A 25,542-nucleotide genomic window follows, 5' to 3' on the forward strand; every position below is an offset into this window, starting at 1 on the left:
CGTCTCAGCACTTCCCCGCCAGCAGCCGGGCCAGGTGGCTGTCCAGCTCCAGGTAGCGGTCCTCCTGGCCGGGCGGCACGATCGCCGTCGTCTGCTCCAGCCAGGCGGACAGCTCCGCGGCCCGCACCGACAGTTCGCAGACGCTGTCGTCGCTGAACAGCTCGATGTGGACCCGGCGCCGCCCGACCGGTCCCGCGGGCCACACCCGTACGTCCCCCTCGCCCTGCTCGCCATGGACCCCGCCCAGCAGCAGCTCCCGGGCGAACACCCAGGTCGCGGCGGTGACGCCGCGGGTGATGAAGTCGACCTCGACCTCGTACGGCCGGTCGCTGCGGTAGCTGAAGCGGCCCGCCACCGGCACCTCGTCGTCCGGACCGAGCAGCAGGGACATGTCGAGGGTGCGCTTGGCTGTCGACACCATGACGATCAACCTTTCCGAGGGAGGGACGGTCCCGGCGGACCCGGGTGGGGTGCGCGTCTAAGCAGACGTGAGGCGGCGTTACGGGGTTGCAGGCGGCGGGCAACGAGTGACGGAGGCCATCGCTCCGGATAGCGGGTGGCGGGCGCCCCGGGTGCGCCGGCGCGGCCGGGCCGACAGGTGCGGCGGTGGGCCGGGGCGGGCGCGAACGGCCTCATCCGGCCTGCTGGAACCACAGCTTGATGTGCCGTCACCGCCGTCGCCCTCCGTCCGCTCACGCCTGGCCCCGCTCCCGTCCCAGCCTCGCAAGGGGCGCCCCGGGCCGCATGTCGGCCGTCCGGCCAATGGCGCAATGCCGTGATCTTGATCCTCACAGACGGTGGCGGGCGGCCCACCTGCCGAAGGTCCCGAGGGCACGGGACTTTCGCCCGCCCCCGGATGCCGGTCGCGTCCGCCGTCCGGAGGTCGGTCGCATCCGCCATCCGGGCCGGTCGCGGCCGTGTGACACACCTCACCGCCCACGGAGGCATGAAAAGGCCGCCGGTGGTCCGAGGTGGTCAAAGGTGCCCGGGAACGTCGTGTAAAGTTCTTCAGGTCAGCAGGCGCCGCTAGCTCAGTTGGTTAGAGCAGCTGACTCTTAATCAGCGGGTCCGGGGTTCGAGTCCCTGGCGGCGCACAGACAGGCGAAAGGCCCTCACTTCGGTGGGGGCCTTCGTCGCATGTCCGCAATTTTTCGTCTCAGGGCACGGCGCCGTCGCTCCCGTGGCCGGTCAGGTAGGCGGAGACGACGGCGGTCGGGGCGGTGGCGCTGCGGGTGATCAGGCGGAGTTCGGCTCGGTGCGGGGCGCGGGCGGCGGTGGCCCCGGCGGGCAGGGGCGCGCCTCGGGGGTGGAGCCGGACGTCCCGCACCGTGAAGCGGGCGGTGGTGCCGTCGGCGCGGCGGACGTCCACCCGGGCTCCGGGGGCGAGGCGGGCCGGGCCTTCGGCGGTGGGGCCCCGGCCGAGGAGGACCGCGACGCCCGGCGTACCGGGCTGCGGCCCGTAGGCGTACCAGCCGGGTGGGCCGTCCCCCGACGCTGCCGGGGTGGCGGCGCCCGGAGGCCCGGGGGTGAGCGGTACGCGCAGGCCGAGGGCGGGGACGGTGAGGGTGCGCGGGGTGGCGGCGGGCAGCGGTGGGCGGGCGCGGAGGGGCGCCGGGCCGGGCGGGCGGCCGGCGGCGGCGATGTCGCCGGTGGTGGTGAGCCGGGCGACGGCGCTGTCACCGCCCCAGAGCCAGAGGCCGAGCAGCAGGACCGCCCAGGCGGCGCCGGTGAACCGGCGGGCGTGGGCGGGCCCGGGTCCCGTACGGGCGTGGGCGGGCGCGGGATCCGTGCGGGCGTGGGCGGGTGCGGGATCCGTGCGGGAGCGGGCGGGCGCCGGGTCGGGGCGGGCGGGAGCGGGTGCGGGCCGCGCAGGGGTACCGAGGGAGGGGGCGGGGGGCGGCTCAGGTGTCATCGGTGCCGCCGGTCTGGCGTTCGCGGCGGATGCGTAGCCGGAGCCGGAGCAGTTGGCCGGCGATGATCAGTATCGCGCCGCCGGCCAGCACCAGACCGACCGCCTGGGGGCCGCTCATCTCGGCGGCGGTGCCGCTCGCGAGGGGGTGGACGGGTGCCGCCGCCGCGGTGCCTGCCGCGACGTGGAACAGGAGGGCGGCACAGAGGGTGAGCAGTAGCGTGCGCATGGTGAACCTCCGCATACTCCGAAGGTCCGCCCGTGCGGGGGCGCCCGCATCCGGGGCGCGGCGGCGGTGCCCCGTTCAGGTGAGCGGGGCCCGGCGGCTCTCGCCGGGCCCCGGTTCCGTCAGATCAGGTCGACGAGGTCCGCGATGGAGTCCCTGACGTGGGTCGGCCGGTACGGGTGACGGTCGATGTCGTCCTTGGCGGTCAGCCCGGTGAGGACGAGGAAGGTCTCCATACCCGCCTCCAGCCCCGCGAGGATGTCCGTGTCCATCCGGTCGCCGATCATGGCGCTGGTCTCCGAGTGTGCGCCGATCGTGTTCAGGGCCGTCCGCATCATCAAGGGGTTCGGCTTGCCGATGAAGTACGGCTTCTTGCCGGTGGCCGCGGTGATGAGCGCCGCGACGGCTCCGGTGGCGGGAAGGGCCCCTTCTGCCGAGGGCCCCGTCTCGTCGGGATTGGTGGCGATGAAACGGGCACCGTTGTTGATCAGTCGCACCGCCTTCGTCATGGCCTCGAACGAATAGGTCCGCGTTTCTCCCAGGATCACGAAATCGGGTTCGTGGTCGGTCAGGACGTAGCCGACCTCGTGCAGGGCGGTGGTCAGGCCCGCCTCGCCGATGACGTAGGCGGAGCCACCGGGATGCTGGTCGTCGAGGAACTTCGCGGTGGCGAGGGCGGAGGTCCAGATGTTCTCCTCCGGCACGTCCAGGCCGATGCGGTTGAGGCGGGCGTGCAGATCCCGTGCCGTGTAGATGGAGTTGTTGGTCAGGACGAGGAAGGGGCGGCCGGATTCGCGGAGCCGCTTGATGAAGGCGTCCGCGCCGGGGACGGGGATGCCCTCGTGCATCAGGACGCCGTCCATGTCGGTGAGCCATGACTCGATCGGCTTGCGCTCTGCCACTGCCGGACTCCTGCCGTACGTGTTGACCTGGGGCGGCCGACGGTATCCCGCCGGTGCCTGCACGCCCAGCCTACGGGCGGGCGGGACGGGGCCGCGGGCGCCCCGTCCCGGTGGGGCCCGGTCAGCTGCCGGTGGCCTTGCGCCAGGCGTCGAGGTAGCGGGGGAGGTTCTTGTCGATGTCCTTCCAGTCGGGCTCGAAGATGTCGACGCCCTTCATGAGGGCGGACAGTTCCTTGGCGCGCGCGTCGGTGGCCTTGACGTCCTGGCGGGCGGCGAAGCCGCCGCCGACCGCGGAGACCTGGCGCTGGACGGGCTCGGAGAGCAGGTGGTCGAGGAACTTCTTGGCGTTGGCGGTGTGCGGGGCGTTCTTGACCAGACCCGCGGCGTACGGCAGCGCGAAGGTGGAGGGCTTGGCGCCGGGCTTCGCCGCGGGGAAGAAGATGCCCTGGTGCGGCAGGGACTTCGTGTTGGCGTAGTTCATCTGCACATCGCCGTTGGCGACGAGGAGTTCGCCCTTGTCGGTCTTGGGGGCGAGTTGGCCGGTGGAGGAGGACGGGCCGACGTTGTTGGTCTGGAGCTTCGCGAAGTACGTCATGGCCGCGTCGGTGGAGCCGAAGTCGTGCAGCGCCTTGACGAGGACGGCGGTGCCGTCGCCGGCGACGCCCGGGGTGGAGTACTGGAGCTTGCCCTTGAGCTTCGGGTCGAGCAGGTCCTGCCAGGTCTTCGGGGGCTCGGGCAGGCCCTCGGTGTTGTGGATGAAGCAGAAGTAGTTGTTGACGACGGAGGTCCAGCGGCCGGCCGGGTCCTTGTCCCCGGCGGCGACCTGTTCGGAGCCCTTGGGGCGGTACGTGGCGAGCAGCCCCTTGCCGTCGGCCTGCTGGATGAACGGCGGGAGGGTGACGATGACGTCCGCCTGGGTGTGGGACCGCTCGCGGGCCAGGCGCTGGACGGCGGCGCCGGAGCCGCTCTCGACGTAGTTGACCTTGATGCCGGTCTTCTTCTCGAAGTCCTTGAAGACCTGGTCGTAGAAGCCGTCGCCCTTCTCCCCGCGGAGTCCGTCGGCGCTGTAGACGGTGATCTCCGCGGCGTCCGGGTCGGCGGAGGTGCCGCAGGCGGTGAGGGCGGCGGGCAGGACGAGGAGGGCGGCGCAGGCGGTGAGCGGGGCGCGGCGGGGGCGGTGGCGCATGGCGAGGCTCCAGGGAGGGAGGGGTCCGGCCGGTCAGCGGTGGGCGGCGCGGGTGCGGAGGCGGGAGACGGCGAGGAGGACCAGCAGGGTGGCGGCCATCAGGACGACGGCGAGGGCGGCGCCGGCGAAGAGGGCGCCGCGGTCGGTGGTGGCGAAGATCTGGACCGGCAGCGGCATCCAGTCGGGCGGGTAGAGCATCATCGTGGCGCTCAGCTCGCCCATGGACAGGGCGAAGCAGAGTCCGGCGGCGGCGCTCAGCGACGGCAGCAGCAGCGGCAGTTCGACCCGCCACAGGACGTACGCGGGGCGGGCGCCCAGGCCGGCGGCGCTCTGTGCGTACGCCGGGTCGAGGCGGGTGAGGGCGGCGCCGACGGACTGGTGGCCGAAGGCGGTGACCAGCACCGTATGGGCGATGATCACGATCTGCGGGGTGCCGTTGAGGAGCAGCGGGGGCTGCGAGAAGGCGACCAGCAGGGAGAGTCCGACGACGACGGACGGGACGGCGAGGGGCAGCAGGAAGAGGCCGTCCAGGACGCGGCGGGCACGGCGGGGCAGCCGTCGGGCGGCGAGGGCGGCCCAGGTGCCGGCGGTCAGCGCCAGGACGCTCGCGGCCAGCGCGGTCGCGGCGCTGGTCAGCAGTGCGCTCAGGGAGTCGCCGTGGACCGCGTCGCGGTAGTGGGCGAGGGTGACGCCCGAGGGCAGGGCGCCGCTCCAGGCGGTGGCGAACGACGCGGCGACGATGACCAGCAGCGGCAGCGCGAACAGCGGCAGGAAGAGCAGCCAGAACACGGCGTGCGCGCTCCGGCGGGCGGCCTTGCTATGCAGCAGCACGGCGGTGACCTCCGGCTGCGGTACGCGCCATGACGTACCGGTAGAGGGCGTACAGGGCGGCGGAGAGGGCGATGTTGACGACGGCGACGACGCAGGCGCCGGTGTAGTCGCCGTCGAGGATCGCCTTGGTGTAGACGAGGACCGGGAGGGTGACGACGCCCTTGGCGCCGGTGAAGAGGACGATGCCGAACTCGTTGAGGGACATCACCAGGACCAGCGCACCACCCGCGGCGAGTTGCGGCAGCGCCTCCGGGAGGATCACCGTCCGCACGATCCGCGCCGGGCGGGCGCCGAGCGAGGCGGCTGCCTCCAGCTGGCCGGTCTCCAGTTGGGCGAAGGCGGCGAGCAGCGGGCGCATGACGAACGGCGTGAAGTAGGTGATCTCGGCGAGCAGTACGCCCCACGGGGTGTGCAGGAAGTCGAAGGGGCCGCCCGCCGCGCCGGTGACGTCGCTCCACAGGCCGTTGGCGATGCCGACGGTGCCGTAGAGGAAGAGGAGGGCGAGGGTGATGAGGAAGGAGGGGAAGGAGAGGAAGACGTCGATGAAGCGGGCGAGGGCCCGGCCGCCGGGGAACGGTACGAACGCGATGATCAGCGCGAGGACCGAACCGAGGACGACCGCGCCGAGGGTGGCGCCCGCCGCGATCCCCACCGTCACCACCAGCGCGTCGCGGAACGACGCCGCGGCCAGGACCTGGGCGTACGGCGCGGTGGAGCGGCCGCCGTCCTCCGGGGAGAAGGACTGCCACACCACCAGGGCCAGTGGATAGAGGAAGACCAGCGCGAGGGCGGCGACCGGCGGCAGCGCCCGGAGCACGGCGCCGGGGCGGCGGGCCGGACGCCTTCCGGGGGCGCGGGCCGCTTCGGGGTGCGCCCCCGTCGCCGCCGGGCGGGCGGTGGTCGCGCTAGACATCGGCGCCGCCGGTGAGCTGCGCCGGGACGAGGACCGCGTCGCCGGGCGCGAAGTGCAGGGTGATGTCGGCGCCGACGGCCGGGGGTTCGCGCAGTTCGCGGACGTCGGCGAGGACGCGGTGGCCGGAGACGTCGGCGGTGAGGCGGTGGGTGGCGCCGCGCCACTGGATGCCGGTGAGGGTGCCGCGCAGGGTGTTGGCGTCCGCAGTGGGTGCCGCGCCGGCGCCGACGAGGTGCGGGCGGACGCAGAGGGTGGCGGTGGCGCCGGGGACCGCGTCGCCGGTGGGGACGGTCAGCCGCTGTCCGGCGAGGTCCACGCCGTCGTCGGCGACGGTGACCGGCAGCAGGTTGGCGGTGCCGACGAACGACGCGGTGAACGCGGTGCGCGGGCGGCGGTACAGCTCCTGCGGGGTGCCGCAGTCCCGGAGCCGGGCCGTGTCCATCACGGCGATCCGGTCGGCCAGGGTCAGCGCCTCGACCTGGTCGTGGGTGACGTAGAGGATCGTGACGTCCGGCAACTCGCGGTGAAGGCGGGCCAGTTCGCCCATCATGTCGGAGCGGAGGGTGGCGTCGAGGGCGGAGAGCGGTTCGTCGAGGAGGAGGACGCCGGGGCGGATGGCGAGGGCGCGGGCGAGGGCGACGCGCTGCTGCTGGCCGCCGGAGAGTTCGCGGGGGTGGCGGTCGGCGTAGCCGGCCATACCGGTCATCTCCAGCGCCTCGCGCACCCGGGGGCCGGTCTCGGCGCGCGGCACCTTCTGCGCCTTGAGGCCGAAGGCGACGTTGTCGGCGACCTTCATGTGCGGGAAGAGCGCGTAGTTCTGGACGACGGTGCCGATGCCGCGCTTGTACGGCGGCAGGTCGGTGACGTCGCGGCCGCCGATCAGGATCCGGCCGCGGCGCGGGGTGACGAAGCCGCCGACGGCCCGCAGTGCGGTGGTCTTGCCGGAGCCGGAGGGCCCGAGCAGCGCCATGAACTCGCCCGGTTCGACGGTGAGGTCGAGGCCGTCGAGGACGACGGTGTCACCGTAGGCAACGTGGACGCCGTCGAAGCGGATCCCCGACGGGGGTGCCGCCTGGGCCGCCGTCATGTCGCCACCCCGAGCAGTGCGGGCAGTTCGGCGACCGAGCGGAGGACGTGGGTGGCGCCCGCCCGAGTCAGCCGCGCCGCGTCGTGGGCGCCGGTCAGCACCCCGGCGACGACGGACGCTCCGGCGCGGCGGCCGCTGAGCATGTCGTACGAGGTGTCCCCGGCGACGGCGATCCGGGCCACGTCGTGGGTGGCGCGGGTGCGCAGCAGCGCGGTGAGGACCATGTCCGGGCAGGGGCGGCCGCGTCCGGCGTCGGCCGGGCAGAGGGTGAGGGCGGCGAGGCCGTGCCAGCCGAGCGCGGAGAGGATGGCGTCCTGGGTGACGCGGGCGAAACCGGTGGTCAAGACGGTGGTGAGCCCGGCGGCGGTACACGCCTCGATGGCCTCGCGGGCGCCGGGGACAGGCGCGATCAGGCCCTCGCCGACGAGTTCGCCGTACGCGCCCTCGAAGGCGGTGTTGGCGCGCTGCGCCGCGTCCTCGTCGCCGAAGAGGTGGCGGAAGACGGAGATCTTGGATTCGCCCATGGTGGCGCGGACGTGGTCGAGCATGGCGGCGTGTTCGCCGCTGCCGGGGACGACGCCGAGGTGGCGGGCGGCGGCGTCGAAGGCACGCTCGACCAGACCGTCGTCGGCGACGGTGGTGCCGGCCATGTCGAGGACGACGAGTTCGGTGGCGTACGGGGAGTGCGGCGCGGAATGCGTGGCGGTCAAGGTGGTCACCAGCCCAGTTCGTTCGCGGTCTGTTCGGCGATGGCCGGTGAGCAGGTCATCCCGCGTCCGCCCGGTCCGGTCACCAGCCATACGCCGTCGCGCACCTGCTGGCGGTGGACGACGCGGGAGGGGTCGGTGCACTGGGCGTAGACGCCGGCCCAGCGGCGGCGGACGGCCGGCAGCGGGCGGCCGAGGATCTTCTCGACGACGCCGGTGAGGTGCGCGTACGGGTCCTCGACGACGTCGAAGCCGAACGGTGTCTCGTACTCGTGGGTGTCGCCGATGGTCAGTCCGCCGTCGGCGCGCTGGACCATCAGCAGCTGCATCTTGTGCGCGGCGGCGGTCGGCGTCTGCCGCTGGACGGCGGCGAGCGCGTCCAGCGCCTCGCTCGCGTAGGCGGGGTAGTAGCGGAAGCTGTCGGCGTCGGCGACGGAGGTGGTGAGCCGCTCGCCGAGCGGGTCGGTCTGCATCATCTGCAGCCGGACGCGGCGGACCGGCAGGTCGGGGGCGAGTTCGCGGACGAGTCCGCCGAGCCAGGCGCCGGTGCACAGGAGGACGGCGTCGCCGTGGTGGAGGTCGCCGTGGTCGTCGCGGACGGTCCGGCCGTCGGTGACGTCGCGGACCTCGCGGCCGCCGAGGTAGGTGTAGCGGCCGGAGGCCAGCAGGGCGTCCTTGAGGGCGCGTTGGGCGACGCGGGGCTCGACGGCGGCGTCCCGTTCGCACCACAGGGCGCCGAGGAAGTCGCCGCGCAGCGCCGGGTTGATCTCGCGGGCGGCGGGCGCGTCGAGGAGGGCGTACCCGCGGTCGGCGGCGTCCGGGCGGCGGGTGGCAGCCTCGGCGACGGCGCGCTCGGCCTCGTTCATGACGACGCTGAGCGATCCGGTGGCGCGGAAGCCGATCCCGGGGACGCGGGCGCCGATCTCCTCCCACAGCTCCCGGGCGCGCAGCGCGGTGGCCAGCTCCTCGCCCCCGGCCCGCCCGCTGACCCAGATCTGCCCGAAGTTACGGACCGAGGCGCCACGGGCCTCGGCCTCCCGCTCGATGTGCAGGACCTCGTGGCCCCGCTCGACTGCCTGCCAGGCGTGCATGGTGCCCAGCACCCCGGCTCCGACGACTATGACTCGCATGCCGCAGACGCTCGTGGCGATGGGTGACCCTGAACGGTCGCTTCGGCGACGGGTGTGTGAACGGGCCCGCAATGTTGGACTAGACCCGTTATGCGTTTGTGATATTGGAGGGGGTGAGCGGGTGCCGGCGCGGGCCGGTGCGGGTCGGTGCCGGGGTGCGGCGATTCGGCTGCGGGGGGCGGTGGGCAGCTTCGGCGGCCTGCGGCGACAGGTGCCGGGGCCAGGGGCGAGGAGTCGGCCGGGCTTTCCGGGGGACGGGCCTCCGGGCAGGGGCGGTTGGATCGGCCCGGCTCGGGGGCTGGGCCTGGAGGTCCAAGTGCGCCTGTGCGGCCGGGTGTTGAGCGGTGGGGTGGCGTGCCGCAGCCCGGCGCCGGTGCCGGTGTCCCGGGGCCCCGGGCCGGGGGCCGGTGTCAGCCGCTGGTGCCCGGGTTCAGGTGGGTGGTGAAGGAGAAGCGGTCGCCGCGGTAGAGGGAGCGGACCCGTTCCAGCGGCCGGCCCTCGGTGTCCCGTGAGAACCGGTGGATGAGCAGCATCGGCAGCGCGCCGGGCGTCCCGATCAGCAGCGCCTCGCGCGGGGTGGCGAGCACCGTCTCCAGCCGCTCGTCGGCGTCCCCGAATCCGATGCCGAGTTCCTCGTGGAGGTACGCGTAGAACGACGAGTCGGGCGCGAACGCGGTGTCCAGATCCGGAACCCGCGCCACCGCCACGTACGTGCTCTCCAGCCCGACCCGCTCGTCGTCGGCGAGGAGCACCCGCTCCATGTGCCAGACCGGGTCCCCGGCGGTGAGCCCCAGATCGACGGCGAGGACCGGCGGGCACGGGAAGCGGTCCAGCCCGATGAGCTGCCGCCCCGGGCGGCGTCCCTGGTTGCGGACGCCCTCGGTGTAACTGGCCAGGGAGAGCGGCTGCTCCAGCTTCGGCCCGGCGACGACGGTGCCCCGCCCCAGCCGCCGCAACCGCCCCTCCAGCACCAGCTCCCGCAGCGCCTGCCGCAGCGTCTCCCGCGACACCTCGAACCGCTGCGCCAGATCCCGCTCGGCGGGCAGCGGCTCCCCCTCCCCCAGCGCGTCGAGCAGCGCCGCGATACCGACCTTCGCCGCGTAGTACTTCGGTATGCGCCCGTGCTCGGGAATACCGGACCGGACGGGCGCGCCAGGCTTCTGGCCGTACGGAAAATCCACGGCGCGATCCTCGCACGGGCGGAGCACGGCGGTGGGGTGCCGGTGGCGCGGAAGGTGGGTTGCGGACGGTTTGACCTGGGGCGGAGCGGAAGCGCGGGGCAGCGGGGCGAGCCGCGGCGGTCCGGCCGCGGGAGGCGGGTGGGGGGCGTGGCGCGGGTGCCGGGACGGAAGCCGGGGCCTCGGACCGAGGCCCCGGCGGGCCGAGCGGATGTGCCCGGCCCGGTGGTTCAGCCGCGGAGCCGCCGGGCGGCGGCGAGCAGTCCGGCGCCGCCCAGGAAGAGGGCCGCGGCAGTGGCGGCGAGGGCGGGCATCGGCCCCTGCCCCGCATCGGCCAACTCCTGCGACCGGACGGGCCGAACGCGGTGCGACACCGGGGACACGTCGGCGGACCGGCCCCGGGTGGCCCGTACTGGATGGTCCTCGGTGGCCCGTACGGGGTGATCCCCGGTGAGCCGTACGGGACGGCCCCCGGGGGCCCGCACGGGACGGGCCCCGGTGAGCCACACGGGGCGATCCCCGGTGGCCCGCATGGGGTGATCCGCGGTGACCCACACGGGGTGATTCCCGGTAGCCCCTGCGGGGTGGTCGGCGGCCCGAGCCCTGGCATACGGATCCGGCTCTCCGGAGGGGATCGTGGTTGGGGTGCGGAAGGCTGGGGCCGCGTACGCCGGAGCCGCATTCGCCGCCGCGGCGGCGGGCGGAGCCTCGGCGGCCACCGCGAGAGCCGGGGCGATGACACAGGCGGCGGCCAACAGGGCTCCGGTGAAGATCACCCGGAACGTAGGGCCCGGAGACCACCGGACGGCTCCGGGAAGCCGTCCGGGATCGGCGCGACGAGCGGGTCGAGCCGCGGGCGGCCGGGCGGATTCGGGGGCGGCCCCGGTCGGACCGTACGGAACGACCGCGGGCGAGGCCGGGGCTACGGCGGGCGCAGCCGGGCCCATGGCGGACGCCGCCGCGCCGACCTCGGATGCGACCGGGCCCGCGACGGATGCGACCGGACCTGGGACGGACGCAGCCGCACCCACGACGGACGCGACCGGACCCGCGACGGGCGCAGCCGGACCCACGGCAGACGCGACCGGACCCGCGACGGCCCCAGCCGCACCCACGACGAGCGCAGCATGTCCCGTCAAGGTGGCGGCGGGGGCTGCCGATCCGGGCGGCTCGGTGGGGCGTGCGGTTGGTTCGACCGCCTCGGTGGGCGGGGGCTCGGGCGGGTGCGTCGCCATGACGGTCCTTTGCTGCTCGCCGGCCAGGACATACGGCGACGCGGCCCCCGGCCGCCACGCACCGTATGCGCCGGACCCTGCCACGGTGGACGGCCGCCCCCGGGAGGCCGGGCGCGTGTGCACCCGACCGGCCGCCGGATCCCGCCCTATCAGATGACTTTCCGTCAGGGCGGGCGTGCGCGAACGCCCGAGCCACCGGGAAGCCCTCCCCGCCGGACAACGTGCTCCCCGCCGGACGCGGCGAAGCCGCCGCCGGGAGGGAGCGGGTGGCGCCGGTCGCCCCGAGGCTCCGGCCTCCACGCCCCGGCTCCTCCGGCCCCGTGGGCCAGGCACGGCCGCCGGGAACATCCACCGCCGAACGCGGACGGATACCGGCGCCGGGAAGGGCCGGGCATATGGCGGTCGGCCCGAGGCTCCGGCGCCTCCTCGGGAGCCCGGGACCTTCCGGCGCGTGGGCCGGGTGCGGGCCCTTGGCCGCCGGGCCCTTCGAGGACGGCGCCCTATCGGGCGGCGAGTTCCCCTTCCTCCAGGGGCCGTTGTGGGCCGATCGCGCCCGTCGCGGCCCCGAAGAGGGGGGCGAGTATCAGGTGGGCCGCGCCTTCCGCCGCTGTCCAGGGGGTGCCGGCCGGGGCGACCGTCACCGGTGGGGACGAGGCACCGCGGACGGTGGCACGGTCCGTCAGTTCCCGGGTGACGCCGTGGAGGAAGGCGTCCTGGTGTGCGGCGATCGTGCGGCCGCCGAGCAGGATGCGGTCGATGTCCAGCAGCTCCACGAGGTTGGCGGCGCCGACGCCCAGCGCGCGGGCCGCGCCGGGCAGGTCGTCACGGGCGAGCGCTTCCAGGCACAGCGCCTCCACACAGCCGCGCCGACCGCATGCGCAACGTGGGCCGTCCCACCACACCACCTGGTGGCCGAACTCCCCGGCGCCGGTGCGCGGCCCCCGGTACAGGGCGCCGTCGAGCACCAGCCCGGCACCGAGGCCCGTCCCCAGGTGCAGGTAGGCGAACGAGCCGGGGCGGCCGGGGCCGTGGGCCAGGGCGAGAGCGGCGGCGTTGGTGTCCTTGTCGACGACGACCGGCAGTCCCAGCCGCTCGGCCAGGGCGTCGCGCAGCGGGAAGCCGTCCCACCCGGGGGCGCCGGTCACCTGGCGCAGCACCCCGGTGGTGTGGTCGAGCGGGCCGGGGCAGGCGACGCCGACGCCCAGCACGTCCGGTGCGCCGGCCACCGCACGGACTGCGGCGACCTGCCGCTCCACAGCGGTGAGGACCGGCTCGGCGCCCGCGGTGAGGTCGAGCGGGGCGCGGCGCACCTCCACCGGGGCGCCCGCGAGGTCGGCGAGGACGACGACGGCTTCGTCCCGGTCGAGGTGGACGCCTATGGCGTGGCGGGCGCCGGGGACGAGGCGCAGCAGCGTGGCGGGTTTGCCGCCGGTGGAGGCGCGGCGGCCCGCCTCCACCGCGAGGCCGTCGGCGCGGAGCCGGGAGGTGATCTTGCTGACGGCCTGTGGCGTCAGCGCCGTACGGGCCGCCAGCTCCAGTCGGCTGACGCCCTCCTCCCCCGCCGCCCGCAGCAGGCCCAGGACGAGCGCGGCGTTGTGCCCGCGCAGCGCGGGGAGGTTGAAGCCCGCCGCGGCACCGGCGGCGTGGGAGGCGGCGGCCGACGCTCCGGGGTGCTCCGGCGGCTCGTGGTCGTAGCTGGTCACGTCTGCATTGTCCCCAGCCCTTGCACTTCGGAAACACTGTTGCTTAAGTGGGTTCATGAGCGACTCCCCCGGCACCCCCGTACCCCCGGCCCGCGACGGCGCGCCGCTCCGCGTCGGCCTGATCGGTTACGGCCTGGCGGGCTCGGTGTTCCACGCCCCGCTGATCGCCGCGACCGAGGGCCTGGTGCTGGACACCGTCTCGACCCGCAGCCCCGAGCGGCAGGCGCAGGCCCGCGCGGAGCATTCCGGGATACGGACGGTCGCGGGCCCCGAGGAGGTCCTCGCCCGCGCCGGTGAGCTGGATCTGATCGTCCTGGCTACGCCCAACAAGACGCATGTGGCGCTGGCCTCCGCCGCGCTGGAGGCGGGCCTGCCGGTGGTGGTCGACAAGCCGCTCGCCGCCACCGCCGCCGAGGCCGACCGTCTCGCGGCGCTCGCCGCCGACCGCGGCCTGCTGCTCTCCGTCTTCCAGAACCGCCGCTGGGACAACGACTTCCGCACGGTGCGCAAGCTGCTCGACGAGGGAGCGTTCGGCGAGGTCCGGCGCTTCGAGTCGCGCTTCGAGCGGTGGCGGCCACGCCCGAAGGGCGGCTGGCGCGAGTCCGGCGACCCGGCGGAGATCGGCGGTCTCCTCTACGACCTCGGCAGCCATCTCGTCGATCAGGCGCTGACGCTCTTCGGCCCCGTCGCGTCCGTCCACGCCGAGTCCGACGTGCGGCGGCCCGGCGCGGAGGCCGATGACGACACCTTCTTCGCCCTCACCCACACCAGCGGGGTCCGCTCCCATCTGTGGGTGAACGCCGCCGCCGCTCAGCTGGGCCCGCGCTTCCGGGTGCTGGGCAGCGAGGCCGGATATGTGAAGTACGGCCTCGATCCACAGGAGGCGGCGCTGCGCGCGGGCGCCCGCCCTGGTGAGGAGGGCGTGGCGTGGGGTGTGGAGCCGGAGTCCGCCTGGGGCCGCCTCGGCGCCGGGGAGTCCCCGCTGAGCGGGGGCGGTACGCCGGTCCCGACGCTGCCCGGCGACTATCCGGCGTACTACGCGGCGGTGGCGCGGGCGCTGCGCGAGGGTGGCCGCCCGCCGGTGACCGCGGCGGAGGCGGCGGACACGCTGCGGGTCCTGGAGGCCGCGAAGCTGTCGGCGGCCGAGGCCCGCACGGTCCGGATCGGGATACCCGGCGCCTGAGAGCGGGGCCGGGGCCAGGGACGGATGCCCGAGCCCGGACCTGCCGGGGCCGGGTGACCGGGGTTCGGTCTCCCGGGCCCGAGCTGTGGGGCCGACCTCCAGGGGTCGGTCTCCTAGCCCGAGTGGCGGGGGCCGGCCTCCCCGAGCCGACCTCCGGGAGCCGACCTCCGGGAGCCGACCTCCGGGAGCCGACCTCCCAGGGCCGGACAGCTGGGTTGGGCCGCCGGGCCTGGGCTCCCCGGGCCGGGTATCCGGGCCCGCGGGCCGAGCCCGAGCCGCTGGACCCGTACCGCTGTCCGCCCCCACGCGGCCCGGACCGACGACCTTCCCGCCCGCCTGCCGCATGCCTCTGCCCGCTGTGCCTTGCCCCGGCCAGGACGGGGCCCCGGTCACGGCTGTGGCCGGGGCCCCGGGTGAGGGCGGCCGGGGCTCAGGGGCCGGCCACCGGGTGGATCAGTTTCAGCTGGTGCGGCGGTTGCGGATGAACAGGATGAGCGCCGCTCCGATGATCAGCGCACCGGTGGCGGAGCCGATCAGCCAGGGGTTGCTCGCACCACTGGCGGCCAGCTCGTCGTCACCGTGGCCGTGGCCGTGACCACCACCGTGGCCTCCGCCGTGACCTCCGCCATGGCCGCCGTCGCCACCGCCGGAGCCGTGGCCGTGGCCGCCACCGCTGGTCCCGCCGTCACTCCAGCCCCCGTGGCCGTCGCTCGGCGAGGCGCTGGGGTGCCCCGAGGGGTACCAGGTGGGCTCGGTCGGGTGATCGGTCGGCTCGGTGGGGTGATCAGTGGGCTCGGTGGGATAGCCGGTCGGCTCCGTCGGATGGCCGGTGGGCTCGGTCGGGTAACCGGTCGGCTCGGTCGGACGGCCGGTCGGCTCCGTCGGGTAACCGGTCGGCTCCGTCGGACGCCCGGTGGGCTCGGTCGGACGGCTCGTCGGCTCCGTCGGACGCCCGGTGGGCTCGGTCGGACGGCTCGTCGGCTCCGTCGGACCGGTCGTGGGCTCGGTCGGGGTCGCGGTCGGCTCGGTCGGCGTGGCCGTCGGCTCCGTCGGGGTCGCAGTCGGCTCGGTCGGCGTGGCCGTCGGCTCCGTCGGGGTCGCAGTCGGCTCCGTGGGCGTGGCCGTCGGCTCGGTCGGCGTCGCAGTCGGCTCCGTCGGGGACGCAGTCGGCTCCGTCGGACCGGTCGTGGGCTCGGTCGGGGTGGCCGTCGGCTCCGTCGGGGACGGGGTCGGGGAGGGGGTCTGGGTGCAGTCGGGGAGGTCGCCGGTGAAGGGGTAGTTGTGGAATTCGGAGCCGCTGGTGCCCAGGTGGTCCAGGGAACCGGCGGTGAAGAAGCGGCCGTTCATACCGGGCACGGTGACCGTCGTCAGGCTGGACTGCGGGCCGACCAGGACGGCGCCCTGGAACTGCGCGCTGCCCTTGAAGGTGACCGAGGTGGCGTCCGGGAAGTTCCAGAGCAGCCGCTCGCGGATGCCTTGGGGCTGGAGGTCGTGGCCGATGTAGGTGCTGATGGTGCGGCTGGTGCCGAGCATGTTGACGAGGACGGTCGCGCCGTCGGGGATGTTCTCGAAGGCGATGCCCTGATCACCGCCGCTCGCCGACGCGATGTCGAAGTCGACGTTGAAGACCTGGAGCTGCGAGGTGCCGTCACCGCGGAAGAGCGTCTGGTAGCCCTGGTTGACGGCGGTGCCGGTCGCGGGGCGCTGCTCCCCGCCGACACGGGCGTAGCACGCGCTCGACTCGGTCAGCTGTCCGCGCAGGTTGCGGTAGGGGTCGGCCGCCGCCGGGTCGTACTCGGCGCGCGGGCTGACGGTGCCGCTGAGCGTCCCGCCGTACTTGACCACACCGGAGGTGGCGCCCTCCTCGGCGAGGAGGCGCTGGCCCGGCGCGACGGTGACGTTGTTGCCGACGGTGAGGAAGTCGGAGCCGTTCGGGGGCGGGACCCGCGAGCCGACGCCGACCACGCCGACGTTGTAGACGCCCGAGCCGCCGGTCTTGTTCATGGAGAAATCGCCGAGGGTGACGATCTTGCCCTCGGCCTCGGCGGCCGAGCCGCCGACGCGGTAGTCACCGCCCACGTAGATGTTGATGTTCTCGTCCCGGCCCGCGATCGGGCCGTTGTTCGGGTCGTTGTAGGAGCCGGGGCAGCCACTGCCCAGGCAGGGGCCGAGCCCGCCCGGCAGGGGATCGGCGAACACCACGGCGGCGCCGAGCCCCAGCAGTGCGGCGAGCGCCGTACCGACCAGGGCGGCCAGCGCCGCCCTCAACCATCTTTTCTGCTTTCCTGGCATGCCGGGCACTATGCGGAGATCATCCGCGCGCGCGGGGGAGCACCCGGGCGCGTCGCCGAAAACCGACCGGCAGATGGGCCCCGGAGGGACCATCTGCCGTAGCGACACGCCCGGACACCGCGCCCCGACCACACCGGGCCTGCCGCGCCGGGCCACGCGGTCCGGCCTCCGGCCCACGCCCCCGGGGCGCAGCGCCGACCACGCGCCCGGGGCCGGACCCTCGCCAGGCAGCGGCTCAGGGACGAACCCCCTGGTCAACGCCCCGCCCGGATCACGCACCCCCGGGGCGCCGACCGGCACCCCGCCGGGCAACGCGCCTCAGAGCCGCCCCGGCCGACGCCCGTCAGCCAACGGGCCCCGGGCCGGCCCCGCCGCGCCCCCGCTCAGGCGTCCTTGAGCTGCTGGCGCTGGCGGCCCAGGCCGTCGATCTCCAGCTCGACGACGTCGCCCGCCCGCAGGTACGGCTTGGGCTCCGGCTGTCCCATGGCCACGCCCGCCGGGGTGCCGGTGTTGATGACGTCGCCCGGGTACAGCGTCATGAACCGGCTGACGTACCGGACGGTCTCGGCCACCGGGAAGATCTGCTCGGCGGTCGTGCCGCGCTGCCGCAGTTGGCCGTTGACCCACAGCCGCAGCCCGAGGTTCTGCGGGTCGGGCACCTCGTCGGCGGTGACCAGCCAGGGGCCCAGCGGGTTGAAGGTCTCGCAGTTCTTGCCCTTGTCCCACTGGCCGCCGCGCTCGATCTGGAAGGCGCGCTCGGAGACGTCGTGGGCGACGGTGTACCCGGCGATGGCGGCGCGCGCCGCGTCGTCGTCCGGGAGATAGCGGGCGGTGCGGCCGATGACGACGGCCAGTTCGACCTCCCAGTCGGTCTTCTCGGCGCCCCGGGGCACCAGGACCGTGTCGTCGGGGCCGACGACCGTGTCCGGTGCCTTCAGGAAGATGATCGGCTCCTCGGGGACGGCCGCACCGGTCTCGCGGGCGTGGTCGTGGTAGTTCAGCCCGATGCACACGACCTTGCCGATCCGGGCGACGGGCGGGCCGGTGCGCAGCCCCGCCGCGTCGAGGGCGGGCAGTTCGCCCGTACCGGACGCCGTACGGATGCGGGCGAGCGCCGCCTCGTCGGCGAGCAGTGTCCCGTCGATGTCCGGCACCAGTCCGGAGAGGTCCCGCAGGACCCCGTCCGCGTCGAGCAGCGCCGGGCGTTCCGCCCCTGTAGGTCCGACACGCAGCAGCTTCATCGGTACGACTCCCGTGGTCGAAGGTCGGCCCGGAAGGGTCCTCCCGGGCCGGCCGATGGGGACGGCCATCGAGCAATTGGCCGATCGTCCAAGAACCCCGCCCACTCCGCAAGACCCCCGTCCACGTACTGGAACGCGGGGCCGGAAAGCGTACCCGTACGGGAACGGCGTACAGCAGGGGGCCGGAAACCGTGCCCGTACGGGAACGGGGGCCGGTACGCGTTCCCGTACGGGAACGGGGTGGGTTCCCGGCCGCGCCGGTCAGGTCCGGGCGGGCACCGCGTCCGCCCGGGTGCCGCCGTCCGGGCCCGTGCCGGTCGGCTCGGCGGGCCGGTCGCGGTGGAGGAGGGCGCGTTCGCAGGCCGTCCAAGCGGTGGTGGTGACGACGTAGAGCGCGGCGGCGAGCGGCACCACGGCGACGGTGAGCAGCGTGGCGTACGACAGCAGCGGCAGCGCCTTGGTCAGGCCCGCGCCGCCCGGCAGTGCGGGGGCGGCGGTCTCCGGCCGGCGGGCCGCCGCGGTCCGCGCCCGCCGGACGTTCCAGGTGGCGACTGCCGCGACCAGCGCGAACAGGCCCAGGTAGACCAGGCCCTGCGGGCCGAACGGGCCGCCGTCGGCCAGCGCCTGCGGGAAGTGGCCGCCGAGCGGCGCGCCGAGGAAGGTGTGGCCGAGCAGCCCGGCGCCGCCGCCGGTGGAGAACAGGTGGTACATCACGAAGAAGACGGGCAGCTGGAGCAGCGACGGCAGGCAGCCGGCCAGCGGGGAGGCGCCCGTGGTGGCGTACAGCTCGGTGGTGGCCCGGCGCAGCTTCTCCGGGTCCTTCCTGTGCTTGCGCTGGAGGGCGGTGAGCTGCGGGGCGAGGGCGGCGCGGGCCCGTTCGCCGCGGGCGGCGGCGCGGGCGAGCGGATGGAGTGCGGCGCGGACCGCGAGGGTGCACAGGACGATGGCGGCGGCCGTGGCCGAGGCGCCGAAGAGCGGGGTGAGCGCCTCGGCGCCGTGCGCCAGCAGCGTGCCGAGCGGACCGAAAACAGACATGGGTGAGCCCTCCACGGGTCTCGTCGTGCCGGATGGAAGCGGCGTGACGGGCCGTGCGGGACGCGGGGCGTGCGGGGCGGGCGCCCTGACCGGATCGCCGCTCCGGCCGCGTCCGGTGGCCCGTGGTACGGGGCCGGGCGGTGCGGTCGGAACGGTTCCGGAACGTCCGGGCGCGGGGATCGAAGCCGTGCGCTCACGGAGCGGTTCCGGAAAGCGGGTGCGCGCCGGAGGGCGTACGCGCGGGTCCTCCACCCGGTACGGGCGGGTCCCGGCGGCGCGGCGCCGTGGCGGGCTCTTCCGGATACGGGCCGGGCTCCGCGAACGGGCCCGGCGGGCGGCGGGGCGGGCGGTCGCCGGTGCGTCTACGCGGCCGTCGGGAGGGCGCGGCCAGGTGCCCGGGGCCGCGGGCGGCCCGCGGCGTCCGGATCGCGTTGCGGCAGGAAGGCGGTGCGCCGTTCCCGGTCCCGGATCGCGGTACGGACCCGGCCCGGCGGCATCGGCCGGGCGCACCCGGCGAGGACCCCGAGGAGGAACGCCCGGCACAGCAGCAGGATGGCGCCGGTGGTCGCGGCCGCGGTGAGCGCCGTGGCCAGTCCGCTCTGGGCCAGCAGCAGCCCGACGACGAGGAGGGTCAGCGCGGAGGTGCGGAGCCGCCAGATCTCGGCGATACGGGCCACCGGGCGCCTCCTCACGGCCGTCGGTCACCGCACCGGAGCCCGGCGCGGCCCGCGCCACGGCGGCGCGGGAGCTGTCGTCGCGCCCAGGGTAACCACGGTGCGGGCCGTTCGGGTGACGGGCGGCGGGGCTGTGGCACGGACCACGCCGGGGAACGGGCCGGTCACCCCGCGACCCGGGCCCGGCACGCGGGACGCGGTCCGCTCCCCTTCACCCGGTCATCCGGCCCCTCATCCGGCCTTCGCCGCCGTCGCCTCCCCCGCGTCGGGCCGCTCCCCCGCCCTCGGGAACTCGTCGTCCAGCGCCAGCACCTCGGTGTCCGGGCGGGGGTCGTGCGCGCGCGGACCGAAGCGGGTGACGGTGAGGGCGACCGCGACGTTGAGCGCCAGGGCGAGCAGGCCCGCGTTGACGCCCCAGAGCGGGTCGTTGCCGCTGAAGACCGCCCCGCAGACGAGAGCGATCCCGGCCACCGCGCCGGAGACCGCCGCCTGCCAGGTCAGCCGCCGCCATACCAGCCCCAGCAGCAGCATCGGCACCAGTTGGGCCATGCCCTCGTACGAGATGAGGGAGAGGCGGACGAGGGTCTGCGGGGCGAAGTAGGTCAGGAGCAGCGCGAGGGTGCCGGCGGCGACCACGACCAGCTGCGACCAGCGTTTCTGGCGCTGCCCGGCCGGGCCGTCGAGCGGCGGCTCCGCGCCCGTACCCGCCCCGCCGCCGGACCGCGCGCCGAAGACGCTGCGGCCCCACATCGTGCCGATGACCAGCATGAACACTGCCATCGGGACGATCGAGGAGAGCGCCGCGGCCACCCCGATCACGCCGACCGCCCAGGCCGGCAGGGAGTCCGTGACGAGCTTGAAGAGCGCCAGGTCGGACGCGGCGCCGGTCAGCCCCGGCACCACGAACAGCGCCGCCATGCCGAGCGCCACCGGCACGAACAGCAGCACGTTGTACGCGGGCAGGTAGACGGCGTTGCGGCGCAGGGTGTCGGCGCTGCGGGCGCCGAGGTAGCCGGCGACGGTGGTCGGGAAGATCACCACGGTCAGCGAGTTGACGACGGTGGTGGAGAGGAACCAGCCCTGGCCGAGCCCGCCCGACTCGTGCCCGGGGAACGTCAGCCACTGCGGCTTCTCCGCGACCACCCGGTGGACGAAGTCGCCGTACCCGTCGAAGTAGTGCAGCGGCACGTAGACGACGAGGAAGCCGAGGGTGGCGATGACCAGGACGTCCTTGAGGACGGAGACCCAGGCGCTGCCGCGCAGTCCGCTGACCACGACGAAGGTGGTGGTCAGCGCGAAGCCCAGGAAGTAGGCCCAGTTGAGGCTGATCGCGCCGTAGGAGATCGTCGAGACGACGACGCCCATGCCGGTGATCTGGAGCTGGATGTACGGCAGCAGGCAGACGGTGGCGAAGAGGGCGACGGCGGTGCCCAGCCAGGGGCGGCCGTAGCGGTGGGCGACGATGTCGGTGATGCCGACCAGTCCGTGGCGGCGCGCGTACGCCCAGAGCATCGGGCCGACGACGTAGCCGAGGGCGTAGCCGCAGGACATGTAGGCGATGACGTAGAGGACGGGGGCGCCGAAGCGGTAGCCCCAGCCGGCGGCGCCGAGATAGCTGAAGCTGGTGTAGCTCTCACCGGCCATCAGCACCCAGATGAAGACGGTGCCCAGACTGCGGCCGCCGACCGACCACTCGGCGAGCCCGCGCTCACGGCGTCCGCCGCGCCGGGCGCGCACCGCCAGCAGGCCCAGCACCAGGGTCAACGCCATGAAGGCGCCGAAGACGGAGGTGGCGACGGTGGCCTTCATCGGTGCCCCCGCCGCAGGTCACCGCGGCGCGCCAGCCACACCGCACCCGGTGTCGCGACGGTCGCCAGCAGCATCCAGAAGAAGAGGAACGGCAGCCCGAACACCGTCGGCGTGACCCGGTTGACCAGCGGCAACGCGGCGAGGAAGAGGACGTAGGGCAGCAGCAGCCACAGCAGCGCCGGGCGCTTGCGGGAGCCCGGGGGCACGCCGCCGGGTGTCTGATTTCGCACGGGGCGAGAGCTTAGGCGCTCCTCCGCCCCCCGGCGGCATGCCCGTCGCCCCCGGCGGCAGGCCCGTCAGCGCGGCTCGGTGGCGCGCAGCACCGCCCAGACGATCAGCCGGTACGTGGAGGTGAACTCCGGCGTACAGGTCGTCAGGGTGAGGTACGCGCCCGGGGCGGTGAAGCCGTACGCGGGGTGGACGGTGCTGCGCGGCACGGGTGCGAGGACCCCGGTGTCACCGGGCAGGGTGCGGGGCAGCACGGCGCGGACGGTGTACGTGTGGACGGCGTCGGCGGTGTCGATACGGACGGTGTCGCCGGGCCGCACCCGGTCGAGGTGGCGGAACGGCTCACCGTGGGTGTTGCGGTGCCCGGCGAGCGCGGTGTTCCCGGCGGAGCCGGGCTGCGCGGTGCCCCGGTAGTGCCCGACGTACCCCTTGTCGAGGACGGCGGCGCGCCCGGTGCCCTCGGCTACCGGGACGGCCAGCCGGAGCCGGGGGATGCGCAGCACCGCGTACCCGGCGTCCGGACGGGGCGGCGGCGCGGGCCGGGCGGCCGGGGCACGGGGCGCGGCGGCCGTCGGCGGCGGGCCGGTGGCCGGGGCAGGGCCGGTCGCCGGCGCAGCACCGATCGCCCCGGTGGGCGGGCGCTCCGGGTGGGCCCACCGGCGTTCCAGCTGCCCGACGCGGTCCCGCGCGGCGTCCTGCGCCTGCCGGTTGGTCCACCACAGCTGATGGGCGACGAGCAGTAACAGCACCACCCCGCAGCTGACCAGCGCCTCGGCGCACACCCGCACCGCCCGTACCGGTGCCCGCCGTCCGCGCACCGCGACCGCCCGCTCCCAGGAGCCCTGCACGCGGGCACGGTAGACGGTGCGGGCGGAGGTCACCAGGGGTGTGGGCGGGACGCCCGCGTCCGTACGGCCTTGGGACTGACGCAACGTCAGCCGCGGGCCGCGCGCCCCGGCCCCGTACGGGCGCGGGCCGCCCTCACCCCCCGAACGCCCGCGACACCGTGTAGATGCACAGTCCGGCCAGCGCGCCCACCACGGTGCCGTTGATCCGGATGAACTGCAGGTCGCGGCCGATATGGGCCTCGATCTTGCGGGAGGTCTGTTCGGCGTCCCAGGAGGCGACGGTGTCGGTGATGAGGGCGGTGATCTCGTGCTGATACGTCGTCACGACGTAGACGGCGGCGCCCTCCAGCCAGCCGTCGACCTTGCCCTGGAGGCGTCCGTCCCGGGCGAGGCGCTGCCCGAGGGAGAGGAGGGCGGCGCGGGCCCGTTGCCGCAGTTCGCTGTTCTCGTCCTCCGCCGCCGCCACGATCATCGTGCGCACCGCGGTCCAGGCGGACGTGATGAGGTCCTGCACCTCGCCGCGGGCCAGCACCTCGGACTTGAGGCGTTCGACGCGGGCCCGGGTGTCCGGATCGTGCTGGAGATCGGCGGCGAAGTCGGTGAGGAAGCGGTCCAGGGCGCCGCGCGCCGGGTGCTCGGGCATGTCCCGCATCTCGGTGACGAAGCGCAGCAGTTCCTTGTAGACCCGGTCGCCCACCTTCCGGTCGACGAACCGCGGGGTCCAGCCGGGCGCGCCGCCGGAGACCGCGCTCATCACCGAGTCGCCGTGGGTGACCAGCCAGTCGTGGGCGCGGGCGCACACCAGGTCCACCACCCGCCGGTGGCCGCCGTCCGTGACGATCTTGCCGAGCAGGGTGCCGAGTCCGGGCGCGATCTCCTGCGCGTCGGCCCGCCGGGTGATCGCCTCCCCCACGACCGCCTGGACGTCGCTGTCGCGCAGCACGGTCAGCGCACCGCGCAGCGCGGTGGACAGTTCGGCGGTGACCCGGTCGGCGTTACGGGGCTCCGCCAGCCAGCCGCCGAGGCGGCGGCCGATGCCGACGGAGCGCAGCCGGCGGCGCACCACCTCGTCGGAGAGGAAGTTCTCCCCGACGAACTCGCCGAGGCTCTGCCCCAGTTGGTCCTTCTTGGTGGGGATGATGGCGGTGTGCGGGATGGGCAGTCCCATGGGCCGTTTGAACAGCGCGGTCACCGCGAACCAGTCGGCCAGCGCACCCACCATGCCCGCCTCGGCGGCCGCGGCGACGTATCCGGCCCAGCCTCCGGCGCCCACCGTCCCGGCCCATTTCGCCAGGGCGTAGAGCACCGCGACGCCCAGCAGCAGGCCGGTGGCGAGCGTCTTCATCCGCCGTACGGCCCGGCGTCTTTCCTGGTCGGCGGCGGTTCCCGGGCCGGTTCCGGCCGGCTGGGCCGCGTGCGGCGCCGAGGTCGTCTGCGTACGTTCCATCCACTCCACCCGTTCCCGGATCCCGCGGTGCGGCGCACCGCGGGCCGGCCGCGCCGCCACCGTGCCCCGGCGGCGGCCGGCCGTCTGCGTCAACTGTGACCCACCCGGTATCCGCCCGGGGAACGCGCCGCGGTTCCCGCGCGTCCCTCCCAGGAGGGGCGCGCGAAGGGCGCCGGGCGCCCCCCGTGTCCGCCGTGGGATCATGGCGGGACCGATCGGACCGCAACGGTGCCGCTGATCGCCGGATGCCCAGGTCCGCCGCCTTCCGCACGGCGAAGGCGGCGCAGCCGACGCGCCCGGCAGCCCCTGCCCGCCCGGAGCCTGCGGCTCCGCCGTCCCAGGAGATCCGCCCCGCATGAAGAAAAGTGTGGGCTACGCCCTGCTCGCCGGTCTGGCGGCCGTGGTGGTGCTCGTCTCGACCGCCATCTTCGTCGGCTTCGGCGGCGCCGGCGGGTCCTGGGGCACCGCCACCCACCAGCCCCGCAACCCGGCGGCGCCCGCCGTCTCCGGCCAGTGGGTCGGTACGTGGTCGGCGTCGGCGGCGGCGGCGGAGCCGGGCACCCTGGACGGCTACGCGGGCATGTCGATCCGGAACGTCGTGCACACCAGCGTCGGCGGCTCCCGCGCCCGCATCCAGCTGTCGAACCTCTACGGCACCCGCCCGCTGCCGGTCAGCCACGCCTCCCTGGCGCTGGCCGCGGCGCCCAGCGACCCGACGGCCGCGGCGGGCACGATGCGCCGCCTCGCCTTCGGCGGGCGCCCGGCGGTGACCATACCGGCGGGCGGCGCGGTCACCAGCGACCCGGTCCGGCTGTCCGTCCCGCAGGACGCGGACCTGCTGGTCACCACGTACTCCCCGTCGCCGTCCGGCCCCGCCACGTACCACCCCTACGCCCGGCAGACGTCGTACCTGGCGCGCGGGGACCGTACGGAGGACACGACGGGCGCCGCGTACACCGAGCAGAGCCCGTACTGGCGTTATCTGACCGGCGTGGACGTGTGGAGCAACGAGGCGCACGGCGCGGTGGTGGTGATCGGCGACTCGATCACCGACGGCATCACCTCCACCGCGGGCGCCAACCACCGCTGGACGGACTTCCTCGCCACCCGCCTGCGCACCGAACCGGGCGCCCCCCGCTACGGCGTCCTCAACCAGGGCATCAGCGGCAACCGCCTGCTCGTCGACGGCTCCCGCTTCTCCCCCAACAACGGCCCCAGCATGCTGTCCCGCTTCGACCGCGACGCGCTCTCCCGCAGCGGCGTGAAGGCGGTCGTGGTGGAGACCGGCATCAACGACCTGCTCAAGACGCCGCGCCAGTACGACCCGCGGAAGATCATCGCCGGGATGCGGCAGATCGTCCGCGACGCCCACGCCCGCGGTCTGCGGGTGACGGGCGCGACCCTCACCCCGTTCAGCGGCCACCGCGGCTACAACGCCAAGCTCGAAGCGGTCCGCAGCCAGGTCAACGCGACCATCCGCTCCGGCTCCGTCTTCGACGAGGTCGTCGACTTCGACAAGGCCCTCCGCGACCCCTGGTCCCCCGAACGCCTCCGCCCCGCCTACGACTCCGGCGACCACCTCCACCCCAGCGACGAGGGCTTCCGCGCCATGGCCGACGCGGTCAATCTGGACCATCTGCGACGGGCCGCGCCGGCTTCTCTGTGAGGGGGCGGGCGGGCTGGGGCCTTGACGGGCCTCTTTACCCGACAACGCGAATAAAGGCGGGATGGCGTGGACCCTGGGCCCCCGCGCGCCCTACCGTCCTCCTCGTCGGCGG

General features: G+C 74.9%; 23 protein-coding genes and 1 tRNA gene. 3 read left to right on the forward strand and 21 right to left on the reverse strand.

The window, feature by feature from the left end:
* Window positions 1-4 precede the first annotated feature (4 nt).
* Complete coding sequence (locus ACZ4M8_RS04460; RefSeq protein WP_467603204.1) at window positions 5-421, reverse strand: SsgA family sporulation/cell division regulator; 417 nt, start codon at window positions 419-421, stop codon at window positions 5-7.
* A gap of 599 nt (window positions 422-1,020) precedes the next feature.
* On the opposite strand from ACZ4M8_RS04460, the gene ACZ4M8_RS04465 reads away from it, so the two are divergent.
* Window positions 1,021-1,094 (forward strand) — tRNA-Lys (locus tag ACZ4M8_RS04465).
* Between the two features lie 62 nt (window positions 1,095-1,156).
* Here the strand turns inward: ACZ4M8_RS04465 and ACZ4M8_RS04470 are convergent.
* The 12 genes from ACZ4M8_RS04470 to ACZ4M8_RS04525 all read right to left on the reverse strand — a co-directional run bounded on the left by ACZ4M8_RS04470 (window position 1,157) and on the right by ACZ4M8_RS04525 (window position 13,007).
* Window positions 1,157-1,912 (reverse strand): class F sortase, encoded by a 756-nt coding sequence (locus ACZ4M8_RS04470; RefSeq protein ID WP_467603206.1) that lies wholly within the window; start codon window positions 1,910-1,912, stop codon window positions 1,157-1,159.
* Window positions 1,902-2,138, reverse strand: coding sequence for a hypothetical protein (locus ACZ4M8_RS04475; RefSeq protein ID WP_467603207.1), 237 nt, complete (start codon window positions 2,136-2,138; stop codon window positions 1,902-1,904). Before ACZ4M8_RS04475 ends, ACZ4M8_RS04470 begins: the two co-directional genes overlap by 11 nt.
* A gap of 119 nt (window positions 2,139-2,257) precedes the next feature.
* Complete coding sequence (locus ACZ4M8_RS04480) at window positions 2,258-3,037, reverse strand: HAD-IIA family hydrolase (RefSeq protein WP_467603209.1); 780 nt, start codon at window positions 3,035-3,037, stop codon at window positions 2,258-2,260.
* Between the two features lie 121 nt (window positions 3,038-3,158).
* The gene (locus tag ACZ4M8_RS04485) at window positions 3,159-4,223 is read right to left on the reverse strand and encodes a 2-aminoethylphosphonate ABC transporter substrate-binding protein (RefSeq protein WP_467603210.1); all 1,065 of its coding nucleotides are present in this window, start codon (window positions 4,221-4,223) and stop codon (window positions 3,159-3,161) included.
* 33 nt (window positions 4,224-4,256) lie between these two features.
* On the reverse strand, window positions 4,257-5,054 hold the full coding sequence (locus ACZ4M8_RS04490) for an ABC transporter permease (RefSeq protein WP_467603211.1): 798 nt from the start codon (window positions 5,052-5,054) through the stop codon (window positions 4,257-4,259).
* The gene (locus ACZ4M8_RS04495; RefSeq protein WP_467603213.1) at window positions 5,041-5,967 is read right to left on the reverse strand and encodes a 2-aminoethylphosphonate ABC transporter permease subunit; all 927 of its coding nucleotides are present in this window, start codon (window positions 5,965-5,967) and stop codon (window positions 5,041-5,043) included. Before ACZ4M8_RS04495 ends, ACZ4M8_RS04490 begins: the two co-directional genes overlap by 14 nt.
* The gene (locus ACZ4M8_RS04500; protein ID WP_467603214.1) at window positions 5,960-7,054 is read right to left on the reverse strand and encodes an ABC transporter ATP-binding protein; all 1,095 of its coding nucleotides are present in this window, start codon (window positions 7,052-7,054) and stop codon (window positions 5,960-5,962) included. The genes ACZ4M8_RS04495 and ACZ4M8_RS04500 overlap by 8 nt, the downstream gene beginning before the upstream one ends.
* Window positions 7,051-7,773: a phosphonatase-like hydrolase gene (locus tag ACZ4M8_RS04505; protein ID WP_467603216.1), complete on the reverse strand. Its 723-nt coding sequence runs from the start codon at window positions 7,771-7,773 to the stop codon at window positions 7,051-7,053. Before ACZ4M8_RS04505 ends, ACZ4M8_RS04500 begins: the two co-directional genes overlap by 4 nt.
* Entirely contained in the window at window positions 7,770-8,891 is a 1,122-nt protein-coding gene (locus ACZ4M8_RS04510; RefSeq protein WP_467603217.1) for a TIGR03364 family FAD-dependent oxidoreductase, read from the reverse strand. The genes ACZ4M8_RS04505 and ACZ4M8_RS04510 overlap by 4 nt, the downstream gene beginning before the upstream one ends.
* Window positions 8,892-9,301: 410 nt before the next feature.
* Window positions 9,302-10,072, reverse strand: a complete 771-nt coding sequence (locus ACZ4M8_RS04515) for a GntR family transcriptional regulator (protein ID WP_467603218.1) — start codon at window positions 10,070-10,072, stop codon at window positions 9,302-9,304.
* A 227-nt stretch (window positions 10,073-10,299) separates the two neighbouring features.
* Window positions 10,300-10,443 (reverse strand): hypothetical protein, encoded by a 144-nt coding sequence (locus ACZ4M8_RS04520; RefSeq protein ID WP_467603220.1) that lies wholly within the window; start codon window positions 10,441-10,443, stop codon window positions 10,300-10,302.
* A 1,361-nt stretch (window positions 10,444-11,804) separates the two neighbouring features.
* Window positions 11,805-13,007, reverse strand: a complete 1,203-nt coding sequence (locus ACZ4M8_RS04525; RefSeq protein WP_467603221.1) for an ROK family protein — start codon at window positions 13,005-13,007, stop codon at window positions 11,805-11,807.
* A gap of 55 nt (window positions 13,008-13,062) precedes the next feature.
* Between ACZ4M8_RS04525 and ACZ4M8_RS04530 the strand changes: the two genes are divergently transcribed.
* Window positions 13,063-14,190 (forward strand): Gfo/Idh/MocA family protein, encoded by a 1,128-nt coding sequence (locus ACZ4M8_RS04530; RefSeq protein ID WP_467603223.1) that lies wholly within the window; start codon window positions 13,063-13,065, stop codon window positions 14,188-14,190.
* 459 nt (window positions 14,191-14,649) lie between these two features.
* Here the strand turns inward: ACZ4M8_RS04530 and ACZ4M8_RS04535 are convergent, their stop codons facing one another.
* The 8 genes from ACZ4M8_RS04535 to ACZ4M8_RS04570 form a co-directional block, all read right to left on the reverse strand.
* Window positions 14,650-16,482: a choice-of-anchor A family protein gene (locus ACZ4M8_RS04535; protein WP_467603225.1), complete on the reverse strand. Its 1,833-nt coding sequence runs from the start codon at window positions 16,480-16,482 to the stop codon at window positions 14,650-14,652.
* A 383-nt stretch (window positions 16,483-16,865) separates the two neighbouring features.
* Window positions 16,866-17,723: a fumarylacetoacetate hydrolase family protein gene (locus ACZ4M8_RS04540; RefSeq protein ID WP_467603227.1), complete on the reverse strand. Its 858-nt coding sequence runs from the start codon at window positions 17,721-17,723 to the stop codon at window positions 16,866-16,868.
* A gap of 261 nt (window positions 17,724-17,984) precedes the next feature.
* On the reverse strand, window positions 17,985-18,758 hold the full coding sequence (locus ACZ4M8_RS04545; RefSeq protein ID WP_467603228.1) for a YidC/Oxa1 family membrane protein insertase: 774 nt from the start codon (window positions 18,756-18,758) through the stop codon (window positions 17,985-17,987).
* 362 nt (window positions 18,759-19,120) lie between these two features.
* Window positions 19,121-19,435: a DUF6412 domain-containing protein gene (locus tag ACZ4M8_RS04550; RefSeq protein ID WP_467603230.1), complete on the reverse strand. Its 315-nt coding sequence runs from the start codon at window positions 19,433-19,435 to the stop codon at window positions 19,121-19,123.
* Between the two features lie 228 nt (window positions 19,436-19,663).
* Window positions 19,664-21,241, reverse strand: coding sequence for a sodium:solute symporter family protein (locus ACZ4M8_RS04555; RefSeq protein WP_467603232.1), 1,578 nt, complete (start codon window positions 21,239-21,241; stop codon window positions 19,664-19,666).
* Window positions 21,238-21,471 (reverse strand): DUF3311 domain-containing protein, encoded by a 234-nt coding sequence (locus ACZ4M8_RS04560; protein ID WP_467603233.1) that lies wholly within the window; start codon window positions 21,469-21,471, stop codon window positions 21,238-21,240. The genes ACZ4M8_RS04555 and ACZ4M8_RS04560 overlap by 4 nt, the downstream gene beginning before the upstream one ends.
* A gap of 66 nt (window positions 21,472-21,537) precedes the next feature.
* Complete coding sequence (locus tag ACZ4M8_RS04565) at window positions 21,538-22,317, reverse strand: class E sortase (RefSeq protein WP_467603235.1); 780 nt, start codon at window positions 22,315-22,317, stop codon at window positions 21,538-21,540.
* 133 nt (window positions 22,318-22,450) lie between these two features.
* Window positions 22,451-23,764, reverse strand: coding sequence for a DUF445 domain-containing protein (locus tag ACZ4M8_RS04570; RefSeq protein ID WP_467603237.1), 1,314 nt, complete (start codon window positions 23,762-23,764; stop codon window positions 22,451-22,453).
* A 355-nt stretch (window positions 23,765-24,119) separates the two neighbouring features.
* Between ACZ4M8_RS04570 and ACZ4M8_RS04575 the strand changes: the two genes are divergently transcribed.
* A complete protein-coding gene (locus ACZ4M8_RS04575) occupies window positions 24,120-25,430 on the forward strand; it encodes an SGNH/GDSL hydrolase family protein (protein WP_467603238.1) in 1,311 nt (436 codons plus the stop codon).
* Window positions 25,431-25,542 lie beyond the last annotated feature (112 nt).

It is taken from the genome of Streptomyces sp. NPDC027185, assembly GCF_055567035.1.

Excerpts from the sequence above, each read along its gene's own strand:
- ACZ4M8_RS04530 (WP_467603223.1), top strand. The coding sequence starts at position 13,063 with ATGAGCGACTCCCCCGGCACCCCCGTACCCCCGGCCCGCGACGGCGCG.
- ACZ4M8_RS04535 (WP_467603225.1), bottom strand. The coding sequence starts at position 16,482 with ATGCCAGGAAAGCAGAAAAGATGGTTGAGGGCGGCGCTGGCCGCCCTG.
- ACZ4M8_RS04470 (WP_467603206.1), bottom strand. The coding sequence starts at position 1,912 with ATGACACCTGAGCCGCCCCCCGCCCCCTCCCTCGGTACCCCTGCGCGG.
- ACZ4M8_RS04500 (WP_467603214.1), bottom strand. The coding sequence starts at position 7,054 with ATGACGGCGGCCCAGGCGGCACCCCCGTCGGGGATCCGCTTCGACGGC.
- ACZ4M8_RS04485 (WP_467603210.1), bottom strand. The coding sequence starts at position 4,223 with ATGCGCCACCGCCCCCGCCGCGCCCCGCTCACCGCCTGCGCCGCCCTC.
- ACZ4M8_RS04510 (WP_467603217.1), bottom strand. The coding sequence starts at position 8,891 with ATGCGAGTCATAGTCGTCGGAGCCGGGGTGCTGGGCACCATGCACGCC.
- ACZ4M8_RS04460 (WP_467603204.1), bottom strand. The coding sequence starts at position 421 with ATGGTGTCGACAGCCAAGCGCACCCTCGACATGTCCCTGCTGCTCGGT.
- ACZ4M8_RS04575 (WP_467603238.1), top strand. The coding sequence starts at position 24,120 with ATGAAGAAAAGTGTGGGCTACGCCCTGCTCGCCGGTCTGGCGGCCGTG.
- ACZ4M8_RS04545 (WP_467603228.1), bottom strand. The coding sequence starts at position 18,758 with ATGTCTGTTTTCGGTCCGCTCGGCACGCTGCTGGCGCACGGCGCCGAG.
- ACZ4M8_RS04540 (WP_467603227.1), bottom strand. The coding sequence starts at position 17,723 with ATGAAGCTGCTGCGTGTCGGACCTACAGGGGCGGAACGCCCGGCGCTG.
- ACZ4M8_RS04495 (WP_467603213.1), bottom strand. The coding sequence starts at position 5,967 with ATGTCTAGCGCGACCACCGCCCGCCCGGCGGCGACGGGGGCGCACCCC.
- ACZ4M8_RS04475 (WP_467603207.1), bottom strand. The coding sequence starts at position 2,138 with ATGCGCACGCTACTGCTCACCCTCTGTGCCGCCCTCCTGTTCCACGTC.
- ACZ4M8_RS04570 (WP_467603237.1), bottom strand. The coding sequence starts at position 23,764 with ATGGAACGTACGCAGACGACCTCGGCGCCGCACGCGGCCCAGCCGGCC.
- ACZ4M8_RS04555 (WP_467603232.1), bottom strand. The coding sequence starts at position 21,241 with ATGAAGGCCACCGTCGCCACCTCCGTCTTCGGCGCCTTCATGGCGTTG.